Annotated in this window: 16 protein-coding genes; 4 read left to right on the top strand and 12 right to left on the bottom strand. The window is 63.4% G+C overall.

Annotated features, from left to right (window positions below; translation table 11 throughout):
- Positions 1-112 precede the first annotated feature (112 nt).
- Positions 113-499, top strand: coding sequence for a hypothetical protein (locus tag AC1DYR_RS07010; RefSeq protein WP_477704451.1), 387 nt, complete (start codon positions 113-115; stop codon positions 497-499).
- A 130-nt stretch (positions 500-629) separates the two neighbouring features.
- Here the strand turns inward: AC1DYR_RS07010 and AC1DYR_RS07005 are convergent, their stop codons facing one another.
- From AC1DYR_RS07005 to AC1DYR_RS06975, 7 genes are all read right to left on the bottom strand, one after another.
- Positions 630-1,211: a DUF3455 domain-containing protein gene (locus AC1DYR_RS07005; protein ID WP_477704450.1), complete on the bottom strand. Its 582-nt coding sequence runs from the start codon at positions 1,209-1,211 to the stop codon at positions 630-632.
- A gap of 335 nt (positions 1,212-1,546) precedes the next feature.
- Entirely contained in the window at positions 1,547-2,137 is a 591-nt protein-coding gene (locus AC1DYR_RS07000) for a DUF3455 domain-containing protein (RefSeq protein WP_477704449.1), read from the bottom strand.
- A gap of 348 nt (positions 2,138-2,485) precedes the next feature.
- Complete coding sequence (locus tag AC1DYR_RS06995; RefSeq protein WP_477704448.1) at positions 2,486-3,040, bottom strand: DUF3455 domain-containing protein; 555 nt, start codon at positions 3,038-3,040, stop codon at positions 2,486-2,488.
- Positions 3,041-3,301: 261 nt separating this feature from the next.
- Positions 3,302-3,973: a DUF924 family protein gene (locus AC1DYR_RS06990; protein ID WP_477704447.1), complete on the bottom strand. Its 672-nt coding sequence runs from the start codon at positions 3,971-3,973 to the stop codon at positions 3,302-3,304.
- An 18-nt stretch (positions 3,974-3,991) separates the two neighbouring features.
- Positions 3,992-5,152 (bottom strand): branched-chain amino acid ABC transporter substrate-binding protein, encoded by a 1,161-nt coding sequence (locus AC1DYR_RS06985; protein WP_477704446.1) that lies wholly within the window; start codon positions 5,150-5,152, stop codon positions 3,992-3,994.
- A gap of 245 nt (positions 5,153-5,397) precedes the next feature.
- Positions 5,398-6,423 carry an alpha/beta hydrolase family protein gene (locus AC1DYR_RS06980; protein WP_477704445.1) on the bottom strand — a complete coding sequence of 342 codons (1,026 nt, stop codon included), beginning with the start codon at positions 6,421-6,423 and terminating at the stop codon, positions 5,398-5,400.
- Positions 6,424-6,559: 136 nt separating this feature from the next.
- A complete protein-coding gene (locus AC1DYR_RS06975) occupies positions 6,560-6,970 on the bottom strand; it encodes a DUF2306 domain-containing protein (RefSeq protein ID WP_477704444.1) in 411 nt (136 codons plus the stop codon).
- A 296-nt stretch (positions 6,971-7,266) separates the two neighbouring features.
- Here AC1DYR_RS06975 and AC1DYR_RS06970 point away from each other — a divergent pair, with 296 nt between their 5' ends.
- From AC1DYR_RS06970 to AC1DYR_RS06960, 3 genes are all read left to right on the top strand, one after another.
- Positions 7,267-8,100: an undecaprenyl-diphosphate phosphatase gene (locus AC1DYR_RS06970; protein WP_457279124.1), complete on the top strand. Its 834-nt coding sequence runs from the start codon at positions 7,267-7,269 to the stop codon at positions 8,098-8,100.
- 45 nt (positions 8,101-8,145) lie between these two features.
- Positions 8,146-9,351, top strand: a complete 1,206-nt coding sequence (locus AC1DYR_RS06965; RefSeq protein ID WP_477704443.1) for a dienelactone hydrolase family protein — start codon at positions 8,146-8,148, stop codon at positions 9,349-9,351.
- 97 nt (positions 9,352-9,448) lie between these two features.
- Positions 9,449-9,835 (top strand): DUF3597 domain-containing protein, encoded by a 387-nt coding sequence (locus AC1DYR_RS06960; RefSeq protein ID WP_477704442.1) that lies wholly within the window; start codon positions 9,449-9,451, stop codon positions 9,833-9,835.
- Between the two features lie 18 nt (positions 9,836-9,853).
- Here the strand turns inward: AC1DYR_RS06960 and AC1DYR_RS06955 are convergent, their stop codons facing one another.
- The 5 genes from AC1DYR_RS06955 to mutS form a co-directional block, all read right to left on the bottom strand.
- Entirely contained in the window at positions 9,854-11,359 is a 1,506-nt protein-coding gene (locus AC1DYR_RS06955) for an acyl-CoA-binding protein (RefSeq protein WP_477704441.1), read from the bottom strand.
- Position 11,360: 1 nt separating this feature from the next.
- The gene (locus tag AC1DYR_RS06950) at positions 11,361-12,641 is read right to left on the bottom strand and encodes an MASE1 domain-containing protein (protein ID WP_477704440.1); all 1,281 of its coding nucleotides are present in this window, start codon (positions 12,639-12,641) and stop codon (positions 11,361-11,363) included.
- 854 nt (positions 12,642-13,495) lie between these two features.
- The gene (locus AC1DYR_RS06945) at positions 13,496-14,338 is read right to left on the bottom strand and encodes an alpha/beta fold hydrolase (RefSeq protein ID WP_477704439.1); all 843 of its coding nucleotides are present in this window, start codon (positions 14,336-14,338) and stop codon (positions 13,496-13,498) included.
- Between the two features lie 3 nt (positions 14,339-14,341).
- Entirely contained in the window at positions 14,342-15,169 is an 828-nt protein-coding gene (locus AC1DYR_RS06940; RefSeq protein WP_457279118.1) for a proteasome-type protease, read from the bottom strand.
- 50 nt (positions 15,170-15,219) lie between these two features.
- Entirely contained in the window at positions 15,220-17,832 is a 2,613-nt protein-coding gene (gene mutS / locus AC1DYR_RS06935; RefSeq protein ID WP_477704438.1) for a DNA mismatch repair protein MutS, read from the bottom strand.
- Positions 17,833-17,982 lie beyond the last annotated feature (150 nt).

Genomic DNA, 17,982 nt, shown 5'->3' with positions numbered 1-17,982 from the left:
ACACGAAAGGGTTACGTTTGGCTACGCTCTTCACTGTGCGTACGGTACGCCGTTACGGGGGTGGCGCGTTTAATAAACACATGGGCATTTCCTGCCCTGTTAAGGAGATCATATGAAGACAGCAATCAAGGCAAACCGCTCCGTCGCCGTGGCAGGCGCCGCAGCCGCACTGGCACTTGCCGCTTTCGGCTTTGCCGGTGCTGCCCAAGCCCGTGACAACGTGACCTTTTCCGTGGGCGTCGGGGTGCCGGGTGTGCAGGTTGGCGTAACGAACGCCTATCCGGTGTACCAGCAGCCCGTGTACGTGCAGCCGGCACCTGTGTATTACCCGCCCGCACCGGTGTACTACCAGCCGCGCCCCGTGTACGTGAGGCCTGCGCCTGTGTACTACGCCCCGCAGCCGGTGTACTACGGCCCAAGGCACGGCCACAGGCACCACGGTGGCTACTACGTGCAGGCCCCCCCTCCGGGTTATGGGCCGGCGTACTACAGGCGCTAAAGCCTGCGTTGCGGGCTAACCCGGTCTGACCCGGAGTCGCCAGGGTTAGCCGCCTTGCAACAGCAAAAAGCAAAAAGCCCGCTTCATGCGGGCTTTTTGTTGGGCGATGAAAGGCCGGTGGGTTGCAGTGCTAGGCGGCCGGGCGCCAGAAAACATAGTCAGCCTCGAAAGGCACCGACACCCGCATGCCCAGGCTTGCAGAGGTGCAGGGCGGGTTCGACACAACGCCGCCCGCGGTTCTGCGGCTCTGGATGTAGCTGACGTCGGCGAGCGCACCCGGGGTTTCTGAAGGGCTCACCATGGCCCGCTGCAGCGGAAGGCTGCTGCGGTCGGCGGACACTTCAACCAGTTCCTGCGCGACGACCCTGGAGCCGTCGCTGTGCACCCAGCGCGAGCGCAGGCCCGGGTAGTACGTGACGGTCTGGCCATTGCTGTCCTGCAGCCGCAGCCCCGGTGACTGGAGCAGCCAGGCGTATTCATAGGGCGCACGTTTGATGGCCTGGCATTCATACAGGAGGTCGCCCTTGCCCTGGGCTTCCAGCACGGCCTTGTGGCCCGCCGGCACGCGTATGGCTTCAGGCAGGGCCTGCTGGGCGTTGTAGGGGTTGGGCAGGCGCACGCTGCAGGCGCCAAGCACCCCCACTGCGCCGGTGACCATGAGCACGCTTCGCAGCAGGGCGAAGCAGGGAGCGCGAGAGGCTTTGGTGTTCACGGCAGGTTCCAGGTGGGGGGCGATGGTCTCAGGCACCAGTAAAACACAATGAGCCAGGCCCGCTGTAGGACGCTGAAGGGAGTGGGTGCGGGCAAAGGTCGGCAGGTTTGACTGGTGGGGTGATGGCGCATTGGAAGCGTTCAGCCGGGTATTCCATGCCGGTGCCAATGCCGATGTCGTGATGCGGCTCCATCCCAATGCCAAATATGGCTGTAGCCCAATTAAAATAAGCGCGAGCAGCTATAAATTCAGTAGCAGGTTGATTCTGCCCACGCCAGAAAAAAAGCCCGCAGACCAGGGGCCTGCGGGCTTTTGGGTTCCATTGCCGCTCTGCTTCAAGAGGCTTTCCAGAAAATATAGTCGGCCTGGTAAGACGTTGTCAGCTTGTCGCCGAGGTCGGACTGCGTGCAGGCCTTGCTCAGGTCTTGCCCGCCCTTGGTCTTGATGCGCTGGATGTAGGTGATGTTTTGCAGGACGCCAGGCGTGGCGCCCGATGCACCGGTGGAAAGCTGGTTCGGCAGGTTGGTGGCGCCTATGCGGGGCGCCAGCGCCACCTGCGTGCCGACCACGCTGGAGCCGTCGATGTGTGTCCAGGTGGCAGGCGGGCCGGAATATTTGACGACGGTTTTGCCGGTGCGGTCCAGCAGGTCGGCCTCGGGCCTCACGAGAACCCAGCCGATGGTGCCGGCTGTGTCGGCGTTGGCCTTGCACTCGTAATGAAGCAGGCCGCTAGCGGTGGTTTCAAGCGCCACAACATGCCCGGGCGGCACCTTGACCGATGCGTCCAGCGGGTCCTGCGTGTATTCCTTGGGAAGCGGCGCGACGCCGGAGCAGGCGGTGATTAGCGCGGCAGTGCCGGTGACCATGGCCAGCATGACGCCAGCGCTCTTGCTGTAGGCCCAAAAGATGTTGTGTGTGCTTTTCATGGAGGCTCCTCGGTTTGTTGTTTTGTCTGCTTGCCAGTAAAGCCCGCTGAAATGTAAACATCTGTAGGACGCCGCGCAGCCTCATTGCCAGCGCCTTGCCGGACCGTTTGCGGGCAAATGCGACAGCTCAGGCGGCACGTCAAAAGACAGCTCACGCAACCCGCCAAAGAGGAGGCCAACTGCCCGTAAAAAAGCCCGCAGCGCCGGCCTTGTGGCAAGCCTGCGGGCGTAAGACCAGCCCCGCCTGATTTCAGAGCTGGCGGCTCACCCTGAGGAGATGCGGGTGAAGGGTGTCGGGCGCCGGGAGGGTGCCTGTGCGAACCTCCCTGCGCCTTCCTGCGCTTACGCTTACATCGCCTTGTAGAAGATGTAGCCGGCCTGGTACTTCACGACCTGTTTGGCGCCCATGTTGCCGGCGGCGCAAGGCATGGCGGGCGCTACGCCGCCCTGGGTGTCCACGCGCTGGATATAGGTCACGCCGCTCATGGCGCCGCTGCCCATGGCCGGGTTGCCCTTGACGAGCTGCAAAGGGATGTTGCCCATGCCGCCGGGGGCGACCGCGATTTGCGTTGCCGTCAGTTTGGAGCCGTCCATGCTTTCCCAGGTGGCCGGCGGGCCGTAGTATTTGCCGACCTGCTTGCCGCTGCGGTCATTGAGCTTCGCGTCGGGGCCGACAAAGACCCATTCAAACTGGCCGGCCATGTCTTTTTTGGCGTTGCACTGGTAGGTGATGTCGCCCACGCCCACGGTCTCCATCGCGACCTTGTTGCCTGCCGGCACCTGCACGGCAGCCGGCAGGCCGGCCTGCGAGTAGCTGGGCATCATGGGCGACATGCTGCCGCAGGCGGCGAGCAGGGACACGAGCAGAACTGAAGCTGAGGCGGTGGCTGTGCGTAAAGTCATTTTTGAACTCCTGGGTTTTTGTGAACCGGCCAGGGCTGGCCGGTGGTGAACTAGGGCGGCCGGCCGTTGTTGTTGGCGATGTGGCGCGGGACGTCCCGTTGCTAGTACGCGGCGGTCGTGATGCTGGATTCAAAAAAGCGGGGTAACCACGGGGGGCATTTCACCAGCGGGGGCCGAGGGTCCGGCTTCGCCGGCCCCAGGCGCCGCCCCCTGAGGGGGGAGCAGGCTACACGAAGTGAGCCTGAACGGGGGGGAACGTTCTCACTGCCCGAAGCGCGGGCCCTTGAGAAGAAAGTCGGCTTCCTCGGGCGTATCGGTGCGCCCCAGCGCCGCGTTGCGGTAGGGGAAGCGTCCGAAGCGGGCAATGATGTCCCGGTGCTGGTGGGCGAAGTCAAGATTGCCGCGCAGGCGCTGCTTGAGTGAGTCGGGCGCGTCATCCACCAGCCGGGTGAAGCGCGCCACGCATTCATCTTGCAGTGCCAGGCTTTCGGCATGCATCAGCGGCATGTACAAAAAGACGCGCCCGGCCCAGGGCAGCTGCAGGTCGGTTTGGGCGGCCAGCGCCTCCAGCACCAGTTGCTGGGCCCGCGCGTCGCCGGCAAAGGCCTTGCCGGAGCCGCGAAAGACATTGCGTGTGAATTGGTCCAAAAGGATGACCAGCGCCAGGCGGTGAAGGGGCGGTTGCGCCCAGCCTTGCAGGCCGCCGTCCACGGCTGCCTCGACCTCAAGGCCGAAGCGCGCGCGGATGTCTTCGTCGAGTTCGGCGCCGCCGCCAAACCAGCGTTTGCCAAGGTCTTGCGTGGGCCAGTCTTTTTCGACGCCGTCGCCCAGCCAGAAGTCCAGGACTTCGGCGGGCGTGGCGTGGTGGCGGGCAGGCGCCGCGCCGGAAGATGCGCCAGGGAATGCGCCAGGCAATGAGGTGGGCTCGGTCATGACGACCGAAAGCTTAGCCTACCAGCGGTCAGAGCGCAGCTGCAGGTCCCAAACACCCTTGCGGATCGAGTAAACGCCGACCACGCCGTAACGCTGCTCGCCCACCGAGTCCCACTTCATGGAGCCGGTAATCGGCGCGTAGCCGTCAAAGGTGCGCAGGGTTTCGGTGATCTTTTCAGGTTTGACCGAGTTGGCGCGCCGCATGGCGCCGGCCAGGATGTACATCGCGTCGTAGGTGTAGTGGCCGCCGTAAGCCGGCTCCCTTTTGAAGGTGTCCTGGTACTTGCTCAGGAAGGCCTTGCCGTTGACGAACTCTTTGGCGTCCAGGATGGGCGAAGTAGCGTAGATGCCCTTGACTGTGTCGCTGCCCTTGAGCATGTCGGTCGTCTTGATGGTGTCGCCGCCCAGGATGCTGATCTGCTGGTTGTAGTCGATCTTCTTGAGGGCATCAATCAGCGCGAGGATCTGGAAGTCGCCTTGCGTGGACACGACCACTTCGACATTGCCGTCCTTGATCTTGCCGGCCAGCTCGTCAAACCTGGTGGTCTTGTCGTCGGACGAATAGGTGACCACTACTGCCTTTCCGGCTTTCTTCAGCTCGACGGCCGCACCGGCGGCGAGGCCCTTGCCGTAGGTGGTGCCGTCATCGACGATGGCGAACTTGCTGGCGCTGAGCTGGTTGGCGGCAAAGGAGCCGATCGCGCGGGCCTGCAGGTTGTCGTTGGCCACCAGGCGGAAGGTGGTGGCCAGGCCCAGCTCGGTGAACTTGGGGTTGGTCGAGATGGCCAGCTGGGGAATGTTTTTGGCGGCATAGACCGGTGCGGCCGGGATGCTGACGCCCGAATTGAGGTTGCCGATCACGGCGACCACGCCGGCGTCGACGAGCTGCTGCGCGACTTCCACACCGGTTTTTGGATCAGACCGGTCGTCCATGGCCACGATTTCAATCTTGACCGTCTTGCCCTTGATCTGGAAGCCCTCCTTGTTGATCTCGTCCACGGCCATCTTCACGCCGTTGTGCAAGTCCTGGCCGAGCGCGGCGAGGTTCCCCGACAGCGGCTGGGCAACGCCGATCTTGATGGTGTCTGGCGGGTTGTCACAGCCTGAGAGCAGGGCGCTGGCTACGGCAATGGCGGTCAGGCCGACCAGGGTATGGCGGCGGGATGTGAAGCTGTTCATCGTGAGAACCTTGGTGATAATGTTGGTGTAACTGAATGTATATTTCACCTTCATGAAGCGGTAGTGGGGTTCACCCCTCAGCGAATGAATGTACGAGTAGATAAGTTTTACTAATGATTCTTATTGGTTCGTTTCTGACTCAAAAACGCACCTGAAAGGCTCATTTTTGGTTCACTTCGATGCGTGACCTCCAGGCACCGCCAGGCGTGCCTGTGGCCAGCCTTCACAAGCCCATCACCGGGAATTCAAGGAAGCAGGTGCCTGCGCAGGAAGCTGCTGATCTTCTGGTCCACCGCGGGAAGCTCGCTGCGGTCAAAGCCGGGCGGGTCCAGCAGCAGGTCTTTGGCCAGGGCCGACATGGCATCGGTCGGTGGCGGCGGCGACAGCAGCGCACCGTGGCCGCCGGTGGGCAGGTCGGCCAGGTGTTCGCAGCGCTTGCAGGCCGCAAGCACCACGTCGCTGTGAAAACGGGGCACCAGCCAGCGGTCTTGCCGGGCGGTGACCAGCCCGAGCGGCACGGGCGGTGCGGCCAGCGAGGCCATGTCGAAATCGGCGGCCAGCGGAACGCCGGCAACCACGGCGCGAATGCGTGGATCGGTGTGGGTTTGCCAGCCGGCGTCTCTGAATTTCTGGCGGATCACTGCCAGCGCCACCGATTTTTTCAGGCCGTCCAGCATGCCCCCCGTGAGCCGGGTGGTCAGCCCGACGCAGGTGTGAAAGTCCTCGGCAATGTTCGCCTCGCAATGCCGGGCCAGCAGCGCCGGGGACCAGCGGCCGCCGGCGAGTGTCAGGGCGGTATGGCCGCCGGCCGACATGCCGTACATGCCGACCTTGTCCAGCGACAGCAGCGGTGCAAGGCGCTGGTCACGCGCTACCGCGTCAATGGCGCGGGACACTTCGGCGGGCCGCTGCTTCCAGCTGTCGGGTCCGGGGGTAGATGGGTCCATGGCGTTGTCGCCGCGGTGCCGCGGAAACGCGACGACGAAGCCGTCTTCGACCAGGCGGCGCGCCAGGTCGGTGTAGGTCCAGGGCGAGCCGCCCGAGCCGTGCGAGATCACCACCAGGCGCGTGTTGCCGCGCACCGGCTGGCCACCGCGATCAAGTTTGAGGGAATAGGAGCCGAACTGGGCCTGCCGGTCTTCACCGGCGGAAGGGTAAAAAACGCTGACGGGGCCATCATCTTGCAGGCCGGGCAGTTCGGTGAATCCCATGCCGGCCTGCACGCAGGTGGCGGCGAGCAGCAACAGGCCGCTCAGGACATAACGGTGCATGGGTGTTCTTTCTTTTTCTGGGCGCCCGGGTGAGGCATTGTGTGCGTCCGAGGGATTTTCACCGGACTCCGTGCGCGGACCGTCCTGCCACGGGCTCGTCAAAAAATGCTGCAGCTTTTTCGGGCGATGTGGAAGGTCACAGCAGGCCGAGCTGCGTCCACAGCATCTTGCCCAGGTAGCGGTCGGGCATCAGCGTGAACACGCCTGCCACAAGGCATGCGCCAATGTAGAGTGACTGCATGGCGCGGCGGTGGCCCGCAATGTTGCCGCGGCTCAAATGCCAGAACGCGCCGCTCAGGCTGAGCAGCGCGAAGGGCACCAGCAGGTGGATGGGTGTGTAGCCGGCAATATTGGGGTAGTCAAAGTCGCGGATGAAAACTGCCGTCGCGGCAGTGACCAGCATCATCGTCACGAAGGCATAACCAAAAGCCCGGTGTACCTTGGGCCGTTGCAAGCGCCCTTTACGCGCCCACAGCGCGACCGGCCCAATGATGATGGCGGTGCTGGCAGCAAACAGGTGAATGGCAATCAGCGGAGTCAGTTGCATGGCTGTGGCGACTGGCGAAGGGGTAACAAATTGTGCACAGAAATACCACCCCTGTCCAGACTCACTGCGTGTAGCCTGTTCTCCCCTCGAGGGGATGGTGAACCAGATCCACCCCCGTCCGGTCTCACTGCGTGTAGCCCGTTCCCCCCTCCGGGGGCGGCGCCTGCGGTCTGGCGAAGCCAGTCCCGCGGCCCCTGCTGGCATGGACCTGGGCGCCACGGCCCTTCTTTCTCTTTTGGGCGAGGGGTAGGCCAACAGCTACAGCCATAATCTGGACTTTATTTTCTGGAGACTGCGTGGATATAGCACTGTTGATCAAAGCCGCCGTCATGGGCATCGTCGAGGGCCTGACTGAATTCCTGCCGATCTCTTCGACAGGGCACCTGATATTGGCCGGCGCGCTGCTGGGATTTGACGATGAAAAGGCCAAGGTGTTTGACATAGCGATCCAGACCGGCGCCATTTTTGCGGTGATCCTCGTGTACTGGCAGAAGATCCGTGCCACCGCCGTAGCCCTGCCGACCGAGAAACAGGCGCAACAGTTTGTGCTCAATGTGCTGGTGGCCTTTGTGCCCGCCGTGGTGCTGGGCCTGCTGTTCGGCAAGGCCATCAAGGCCCATCTGTTTACGCCCGTGGTGGTGGCCAGCACCTTCATCATCGGCGGCTTCATCATCCTCTGGGCCGAAAAGCGGCAGCAAAAGAACACCGCGGCTGCGCGCATCCAGGAGGTGGAGGACATGACCGTGATGGACGCGGTGAAGGTCGGCCTGGTGCAATGCCTGGCGATGATTCCCGGCACCAGCCGAAGCGGTGCAACCATCATCGGCGGCATGCTGCTGGGGCTGTCGCGCAAGGCCGCGACCGACTTCTCGTTTTTCCTGGCCATGCCGACGCTGATTGGTGCCGGCGCCTACAGTCTGTACAAGGAGCGGGCGCTGCTGTCTGCTGCCGACATGCCGATGTTCGCGGTAGGCCTGGTGTTTTCGTTTTTCAGCGCCTGGCTTTGCGTACGCTGGCTGCTGCGCTACATCTCGACCAACAGCTTTGTGCCGTTTGCCTGGTACCGCATCGCGTTCGGCATTGTGGTGCTGGCCACGGCATGGAGCGGGCTGGTAGTTTGGGCGGCGTAAAAAAACTGAGCGTCCGGTAAAAGAGACGCAGAGGAGGGGACTGCCATGACCTGGCTTCGTTATTTTTCTGTTCTTCTTTTTGGCTTGCTGCTGGCACAGCTGTCGCATGCGAGTGGCCCGGTATTGATCCCGTCGCAGGACGGCAAGCTGCAGATTCCCGGCTACTGGTTCGACACCGGCGACAAGGATCCGCGGCCCGTCATCATCGGCCTGCACGGTTGTGGCGGCGGGCTCGACAGCAAAGGCAATTTTGCCGAGCGGCTCTTTCGCTATGGCGGGTACTTCAACGCGGAGCGCATGCATTTCCTCGCGCTGGACAGCTTCACCCCGCGTGGCCAGAAATCGATTTGCGAGACGCCCAACAAGCTCCGTACCATTCACGAAAGTGACCGCCGCGAGGACGTGTTCGCCGCCATCGACTGGCTGGTGAAGCAGCCGTCCGTGGATGCTTCGCGCATTGTGGTGCTGGGCTGGTCGCATGGCGCGCAGACAGTGCTCAGCACCATCGACGCCACAGACAAATACGTGCAGGCGCAGAAGGTGCAGCCGCGCGCCGCCGTGGCTTTTTACCCTGGCTGCCTGCTGAACAACAGAATGTGGAACTATGAAGTCCATGTGCCGCTCCTGATCATGATCGGCGAGCTTGACGACTGGACACTGGCTCCGGAATGCGTCACCCTGCATGGGCGCCTGCAAAAGAACAAGGCCAATGCGCCGGTGGAACTGACGGTTTACCCCGGCAGCTACCACGGCTTTGACGGCCCCGGGCCTGTCAAACAGATGGAAGGCCTGGGCAACACCAAAACAGGCAAGGCCACGGTGGGCGGCAACCCCGCAGCGCGGGAGGCCTCGCATGCACGCATGTTCGAGTTTCTCTCGGCGCAGCTGGGCCAGCCTTTGCTGTTGTCGCATGCCCAGCGTTTCAAAGGGCATCACTACGTAGTGCCGCCGGCCTCCGGCTTTGCGGCGGCCGATGACACGGCGGCCGTGCCGCTCAGCGACGCCGGCAAGGCGCGTTATGCCCACTTCCGTACCTTGCCGCCTCCCAAAGCCTTTGCCGTGACGGAAAAGGGCGGCTGGTACTTCAACGCTGGCGAGCCTGAAGCGATCGCGACGACCTTCCAGCAGTGTGCGAGGGCGAAATCAAGGTGCTGGCTGTATGCGGTAGACGACCAGGTGGTGTGGCAGCCCGATATGGCGGCGCGGGCGGGTGAAGCAGGCCTGAAGCGCGTGGGTGCGCCAGCCCGTTGAGCGATGCGTTGCCAGGCTGCGATTGGCGTGACGTCTGACAAAAGCTGTCACATCCCGGTGTTACTCTGGATTTTTAAACTTCACCCAGGGGCGCACCATGAGTATTCTCGGCAAAATTTTCGGCAAGATATTTCCCTCGCTGCAAACGCCCGATGCAGCGCCGCCGGTGGCTGCCGCCCCTGCTGACACAGCACCTGCCCCGGCGCCCGCAGCGCCGCCCATGCAGCAGGTCGATGTCGAAGCCCTGCTCAACGGCATGGCCAGCAAGAACCCGGAAAAACTCAACTGGAAAACCTCCATCGTCGACCTGATGAAGCTGCTGCACCTGGACAGCAGCCTGGGCGAACGCAAGGAGCTGGCGAAGGAGCTGGGTTACACGGGCGACATGAATGACAGCGCGACCATGAACATCTGGCTGCACAAGCAGGTCATGAACAAGCTGGCTGCCAACGGCGGCAAGGTACCTGCCGACCTGACGGACTAGGCTTGCGAGGGCTAACGCTCAGGCGGACCTGAGTTTTTCCACCAGCGCCGCGTAACCGGCCATCGCGTCTTCGCGGGCCATGCCCTTGCGCTGGGCCCATGCATCGTATTTGGCGCGGCCCATCACGTCCATCATGCCGGGGCGTTCGCCGGTCGCGTCCCCCAGCGTTGCCTGTTTGTACAGGGCATAGAGGCCAAGCAGGGCTTCGTTGTCAGGTGGTTGGGCCAGCGTCTTCACCGCGATGCCGGCGGCTTCAAAAGCGCGCTCGGCTTCGCTGGGCCCGGCAGGGGCCACCGGTTCACCGAAGTGCGCGTCTTCCAGCGCCACGTCGTCGGGAAACCAGCGCGCATCCAGCAGCCGGCCCGAGCGCACCGCAAAGGCCAGCACACCTTGCGACATCAGGCCACCAGCCGTGAGCGTGGCGGGCACCACGGCCACACCGGCATTGAACACCGGCTGCCCGAATGCGGTGAACCGCACTGCAGCGGCCCACGGCAGCATGGCTTGCAGACCCTTGTTGCCGCGGTAAACGCCGCTGGCGCGGTTGGCGCCGGGCTGGAACCATGCCATGTCTGAAGCGCCCTTGGCAAAGATGCTGGTGAAGTCGCCGGCCTCCAGCGAGGTACGCAGCGCTTGCGCAAAGGCGACCAGTGCTTCGGGGCTCATCTTCGGGTCGTCTACCGCCATGCCCAGTGAGGCCGCGCTGCTGGCGCCGAAAAACTCCAGCACGTTGCGGGCAACCTGTTCGCGGTCGTTGTCGACGCAGATCATGTGATAGCTGTTTTCCAGCACGACCATGCGCGCCCTGGCGCCACCGATCTGCTCGACCAGGTAGTTGGCCGAGTTCAGGCTGGTGAGTTCGTCTTCGCGTGCGTGGATGACCAGGGTTTCGCTGGCCATGTCTTTCAGGCCAGTCATGACCCAGCCGCGAAGCCGGTCTACCTGCCGCACGCAGGCCAGCGGTACCCAGCGGTAATGAAAGGCTTCACCGCGCGCAAATTTGGCCTTGACGATGGCGCGCAGCTGTTCGTTCTTGATGCCGAAAGGGTCTTCTTCCTCGACCTTCATGCGTGCCGGAACGCCGGGCACGTGGTACATCAGGTGGCGCAGCGGTGTGTACCAGGCGGTGGCCCAGCCGTCGATGTAGATAGGCGGCGCCAGCGCGATCAGCTTGCCGCGCGTGTGCTTTTGCCGCTTGGCCAGCTCGGTGGCCAGCAGCGCGCCCATGCACATGCCCATGATGTGGAAGTTGTCGTGCTGCGCGGCTACCTCGTGGTACTTGGCGGTGACGGCATCCATCCACTGCTCGGCGGTCACGTTCACCAAATCCTCGGGCGTGGTGCCGTGGCCGGGCAGGGTCAGCGAATGCGTGACGAAGCCCGCGTTTTTCAGCCGCTTGTGCATGGAGCCCAAATCGTATTGCGTGCCGCCCAGCCCGTGGATAAGAAAAACGGCCGGCGTCTTCTTGTCCACGGCCGGTGCCGGTGACTCGGTGGACGCGGTGCTGGAAGTGTCCAGAGCCACGTCAGGCCTCGACTTCCAGCAGCGCTGCAACCTGTTCGACATTGCCGTCGGCGCCGCGCACACCCGACAGGCGCGCGTTCACGCTGGCCACGCGGCCGTCGCTCCAGCGCAGGGTGTTCTTCCACAGCACGTGGTCGCGCTGGCCCTGTGTCAGGTCGCGCCAGTCGGCTTGCAGCCCGGGCTGCTCTTGCGGGTCGGCGTGGGCGATGAAGTCCTGCACGGTCAGCAGCGCGTTGGCGTTGGTGCGCAGCAACTCGCTGGCGCCTTCGCCCCATTCGGCAGCGCCCGTCCTGGCGTCAAAATTGGCGACCACCGTGCGGTTGGAGTCCAGCACCTGGCGGTAGCGGGTGCGCCAGTCCTGCGCCTGCGCCAGGGCCTGTGCGGCGGTGGCGCCCAGGGCATTGACCACGCCCACCAGCAGCGCCATCACGGCGACATAACCTTGCACCTCGATCACGGCCTCACCCGGAAAGCCTTCGACCTCGGCGAAGGGGCCGCCGCCGGCGTTGGTCCAGGCGACCAGGGCCAACGCGCCGACGAGCGTGGCCACCGTGGCGCCGCGTTCCTTCCAGAGGATGGCGGTCACCACCATGAAGGGCAGCGGCAGGTAGGTGAGGGTGGGGCCCAGCGATGCGCTGAACCGGTCGGACACATCGCTGGAGAAGATCAGCCCCGCCACCACGAAGAAAAGCAGGAAGGTGCCCGCGCCCGCCAGGAACTGGCTGGTGGCCATGCCGCCCGAGCGCTTGACCTTGAAGCCGGAAAACGCAGTGATGAGCGGCGCGATCAGCAAGATGCCGACAAAGGTGGTGCAGGTCCACACGCGCCATTCGGTCAGCAGGACAACGGGCTCCGGCAGGGCCCAGCTCCAGAGCATCACGCCGATGCTGGCACCCAGCGCGGAGGTCAGCAGCGCGCCCAGCAGCACGCCCGCGTAAGACTTGCCCGGCTCCATGCCGCCGCCGGGCCCGGTGCTGCGCAGCAGGCGCGCCACCCAGGCGCCCAGGCTGGCGCAGAGGGCTTCGTTCAGGCCAAAAGCGATGGCAGGCAACACGGCCAGGCCGTCCAGCAAGGCCAGCGCGATGGCCGCCAGCGCGGCGCCCGCCAGCACGGCGGGGCGCTTGGGCGGTTTCACGGCCAGCAGCGCGCCGAACGTGACACCCGTGGCCAGCCAGACAGATGCGCTCAGCGTCATCGCATCACCCATGCTTTGGGACAGCACCGCGGCAACGGCCCAGGCTAGAAAGGTCACGGCGAGGGTGACGATAAAGGATAGGGCCATGAGAAACCTCCTCTGAGAATCGTTCTGATGCGCGGCACAGGGGCTGCCGGATGTGCTGGGCTAGTTTATCCAGTCTGTTGCGAATGTTGAACCGCAGTCTTAAGGGTAAGTCCCCGCGGCATCAACATCGCTGAAATCTGCACTTTTAGGTGGTTTTTGGCCTTTGGGGCAATAGGGACGGGCGCTGGCCGCTATTGAATTGATAGCGGTTTCTTGAGGCCGGATTTTGCTCCGGCGTTGCGCTTTTTGCTGAGGATTGCTGGCCGGGGGTAGCCCGGCGGCTACTCACTTTTCTTTTGCTTCGCCAAAAGAAAAGTAAGCAAAAGAAAAGGCGACCCTGCTGTCTGCGTCCCCTGCGCTTCGCTCCAGGGCAACCTGCGGTGCTCGGTTCAGGCGGGGTCTCGCTCGAACTCGCCTTCGGCTCAGACAATCGCGATCCCTGATCCGCCTGAACCTCCGCTCCTCGGCGCAGACAGAAGGGGCTAGCGGGACCGAATACCAATACCCAAGACAAATACCAACAAGGACTCGCCGTGGCGAGTCCTTGTTTCTTCTGGTATTCGGGGTTTGCCTTCGGCTGTTGGTATTCGTCCCCCACCCCTTGTGGATGCGCCGAGGAGCGGAGGTTCAGACGGATCAGGGCAAAAACTTGTTTGAGCGAAGCGAGTTGTTTTTGACCCCGGCTGGACCGAGCACCACAGGCTGCCCGTAGCGCAGCGAAGGGACGCAGGAACCAGGGTCGCCTTTTCTTTGGTGACTTTCTTTTGGCGAAGCAAAAGAAAGTTACTTGCATGCCGGGCAACCCCCGGCCAGCAACCCTCAACAAAGACTGCGCCCATCAAATCAACAGCAGCCTACCCGAGGAAATTCCTCAAAGCCGCCTCAACCGCAGCCGCCGTTGCCAACGGCTTCTCCATGGGAAACAGATGACTCCCATCCAGCATCATGATCCGCCCCTTCGTCACCTTCTCAGTCATCGCCATCCCAACCTGCTTCATCTCCACCGATTGCCGCCCCCCGATAAAAGCAACAGGGCATTTCAGCGGATGGCGTTTGAGCAGGCCTTCCAGATTGTGGGGAAGCGTGTTGTAGATCGCGGTTTCGACGTCGCGGTCGAAGCTCAGCAACTGCTTGCCATCGTCGCCGCCGGTGCCTTCATAGGTGCCGTGCTCGATGTAGTCACGCAGCACTTGTTCGTCCCACGCGGCAAAGGCTTTCTTGCTGTGAAAGTGTTCAAAGACCTCGTCTTTGCCTACCCATTGGTGACGGCGTTTGCGGCTGATGGCGCCGGGGGAGATGGAGCCCACCAGTTGTGCGCGCTTGGCGACGCTCAGCGCTGCGGCGCGCCAGCCGCCGAGGATGGGGGAGTCGACCAGCACCACGCCCTTGACGGCGTGGCCGCCCAGCACCGGGTTGCGTGCGGCGCACATCAGGCTTAAAAAGCCGCCCAGCGAATGGCCCACCAGGAAAGCCGGCTGGCCGGATTTTTCAACCTCGCTGGCTGTGAAGTCGGCCAGTTGCTGCACCAGGTGCGGCCAGTTGCTGGTGACGGGGTAGCGCGGGTCGTGGCCGAATTTTTCAATCGCCTTGACCTGAAAGCCGCGTGCTTTCAGGCTCTGGAACACCGCGCTGTAGGTGCCGGCGGGGAAGCTGTTGCCGTGGGAAAAAATGACCAGCGGTTTTGCGTTGGCGGGCACGGCTTAAATCAGTTTCTCGTCAGGCGTGCTGATTTTTTTCAACGGCTCATGGCGGGTGGCCGGCATCTTCAGCGGGATGTCGGTGTGCGCGTCGTCCCACACCGGGTCTTCGATGCTGTCGAACACCTCGCGCAGCTTCTGGCCCCAGCTGCTGTGCATCATGCGGTAGTAGGGGTTGTCGTTGTCGATGCAGACGATCTTGTCGCTCCGGTAGGTGTCGGCCTCATAGACCACAAGGTCCAGCGGCAGGCCAACCGAGAGATTCGACTTCATGGTCGAGTCCATGGACACCAGCACGCACTTGGCGGCTTCGGCCAGCGGCGTAGCCGGGGTGAGCACGCGGTCCAGCACGGGTTTGCCGTACTTGGATTCGCCGACCTGGAAGTAAGGTGTCTCGTCGGTCGCTTCGATGAAGTTGCCGGCCGAATACATCTGGAAGAGGCGCATGTTCTCGCCGCGGATCTGCCCGCCGAAGACCAGTGACACGTTGAAGTCGACATCGGCGTTTTTCAATGCTTCGGCGTCGCGATCGTAGACGCGGCGTATCGCCGAGCCCAGCACGCGCGCGGCATCGAACATGCTTTTGGCGTTCCAGATCGTGATGGCTTCGCCGCCGTCGGGGTCCTTGAGCTGCTCGACCTGCAGGATTTCGCGGATCGACTGGGAGATCGACAGATTGCCGGCCGACAGCAACACCATGAAACGGTCGCCCGGCTTTTCATAGACGATCATTTTGCGGAAGGTGCTGATGTGGTCCAGGCCCGCGTTCGTGCGGGAGTCTGACAGGAACACCAGCCCGGCGTTGAGTTTGGCGGCGACGCAGTAAGTCATGAGGTGGCTTTGGTGGCTTGGAAGTGTGGGGGCGGTCGGGTTGCGCTGGGTCACGGTGAGGCGGAGATCTTTTTCAGGCGGTACAGGGCGTCCAGCGCCTCGCGCGGACTCAGTGCATCGGGGTCTATGGTACCCAATGCCTTGTCTACGGCACTTTGCTCGGGCGCGGCGGCTTCTGGCGGGGCGGCGAACAGGTCGACCTGGGCGCGCGCTTCGGTCTGGTGGGCTTCGAGCGCATTGAGCGCGTGGCGGGCGTGGTTGACGACGGCAGCGGGCACGCCAGCCAGCCTGGCCACGGCAATCCCGTAGCTTTTGCTGGCAGGGCCGGGCTCGATGTGGTGCAAAAACACAATGTCGGCGCCGGACTCGACCGCGCTCACGTGCACATTGATCGCGCCGTGGTGTTGCGCCGGGAATTCGGTGAGCTCAAAGTAATGCGTGGCAAACAGCGTCAAAGCCTGCGTCTTGTTGTGCAGGTAGGCGGCAATGCCGCCGGCCAGCGCCAAGCCATCGAAGGTGGAGGTGCCCCGGCCGATCTCGTCCATCAGCACCAGCGAATGCGGGGTGGCGGCGTGCAGAATCTGCGCGGCCTCGGTCATCTCCAGCATGAAGGTCGATTGCGCGTTGGCCACGTCATCGGCCGCACCGATGCGGGTGTGGATGGCATCAATGGGCCCGAGCCGGCAGCTGGCCGCCGGCACGTAGGAGCCCACACTGGCCAGCAACACGATCAGCGCCACCTGGCGCATATAGGTCGACTTGCCGCCCATGTTAGGGCCGGTGATGACCTGCATGCGGTGCTTGCCGCTCATGACGGAATCGTTGGCGATGAAGGCGCCGCCGCCCGTCTCGGCCAGACGAGCCTCCACCACCGGGTGGCGGCCTTGGCTGATGTCGATGCAGGGTTCGCGCACAAACACCGGTGCTGCCCAGTTGAGAGTGAGTGAGCGTTCGGCCAACGCGCACAGCGCGTCGAGTGAGGCGAGGGCACGTGCCAGGCGGCTCAGCGCGGGAACGAAGTCCTGCAACTGGTCGAGCAGCTGTTCGTACAGCCACTTCTCGCGCGCCAGTGCGCGCTCCTGCGCCGACAGGGCCTTGTCTTCAAAGGTTTTGAGCTCGGGCGTGATGTAGCGCTCGGCATTTTTCAGCGTCTGGCGGCGGCGGTAGTCGTCGGGCACCTTGTCGAGCTGGCCTTGCGTGACTTCAATGTAGAAGCCGTGCACCTTGTTGAACTGCACGCGCAGGTTGGCGATGCCGGTGCGGGCTTTTTCGCGGCCTTCCAGGTCCAGCAGAAAGTCGTCGCAGTTGGTCTGGATGGCGCGCAATTCGTCCAGGTCTGCATCGCAGCCGTGGTTGATGACGCCGCCGTCGCGTATCAGTGCGGCGGGCTCATCCAGCACATAGCGGCCGAGTAGTTCACGGCAGCCTGCCGGCGGCTGCAGGTCTTCAAAAATTTTGGTTAAAAGTGCCGGCAGCCCAATACCAGCGGGCGCGACCAGCTCTGTTTTTTGTAGCGTGTCTTTCAGGGCCACGAGTTCGCGCGGCCGCACCTGGCGCAGCGCGATGCGGGCGGTGATGCGTTCCACGTCGCTGCAGCCCTTGAGCCTGGCGCGCAGGGTTTGCTGGGAGCCGCTGCGCAGGTGGGTAATGGCATCCAGCCTGTCGGCGGCCTGTGCGCGGTCACGGCGCGGTGTGAGCAGCCAGCTTTTCAGTGCACGGCTGCCCATGCCGGTGGTGCAGGTGTCCAGCAGCGAAAACAGCGTGGGCGATTCTTCGCCGCGCAGGGTCTGCGTGAGTTCCAGATTGCGGCGCGTGGTTTGCGGCAGCTCGATCAGCTCGCCCGAACGCACCACCTGCAGGCCTTGCACGTGCGACAGCGCCCGGCCCTGGGTGTGTTCAGCGTAGCCCAGCAGTGCCGAGGCTGCGGCGTGCGCCTCATTCAGTGCTTCAGCATTCCAGGATGCGAGCGAGGCGACCTTGAGCTGCTCCAGCAGGCGGCGCGCGCCCAGGGCGGAATCAAACTGCCATGCGGGCCGGGCGCTGGCGGCGCAGCGCTGGGCTTTGAGGCGCTGCTCAAAGGCCGGCGTCACATCGACGTTGTAAAGCAGTTCGCTTGGCGCCACGCGCGCCAGCCAGGCTTCGAGTTCGTCATTGGCGCAGTGCGCCAGGTGGATTTCGCCCTGCGTCACGCTGAGCCAGGCCAGGCCGCAGGTGTTGCGCGGCCCCTGGTGCACGGCCAGCAGGATGGATTCGGTTTTGTCGCTCAGCAGTTCAGTGTCTGTGAGTGTGCCGGGCGTGACCACGCGCACCACTTTGCGCTCCACGGGGCCTTTGCTGGTGGCGACATCGCCGACCTGCTCGCAGATGGCCACCGATTCGCCGAGCTTGATAAGTTTGGCCAGGTAGCCTTCCAGCGAATGAAAGGGCACACCCGCCATGACGACCGGCTCGCCGGCGGACTGGCCGCGCCGCGTCAGCGTGATGTCGAGCAGGCGGGAGGCCTTTTCCGCGTCGGCAAAAAAGACCTCATAGAAGTCCCCCATGCGGTAGAAAACCAGGGTGTCGGGGTACTCCGCCTTGATGCGCTTGTATTGCGTCATCATGGGTGTGTCTTCCGGCGCCCCGCCTGTTGGGTTTTTGCCGCGAATTGTTTCTTTTTGCATCAATGACCCAGCGCGTGCGCGCTTCCTTCTTTTTGCATTTTCGTCTCACCTGGCACCTATCTCAGGGGCCGTTCCTCGATGTTTCCGGCCCCTGATTGTCCTTTACTATCAGGCACTTACCGTCATGGTCGGCTTCTGCCTGAAAAACCT

The sequence above is a fragment of the Polaromonas sp. P1_F9 genome (assembly GCF_056405615.1).
The sequence above is the reverse complement of the archived record's forward strand: the minus strand, read 5'-3'. Positions and strand labels throughout refer to the sequence as shown.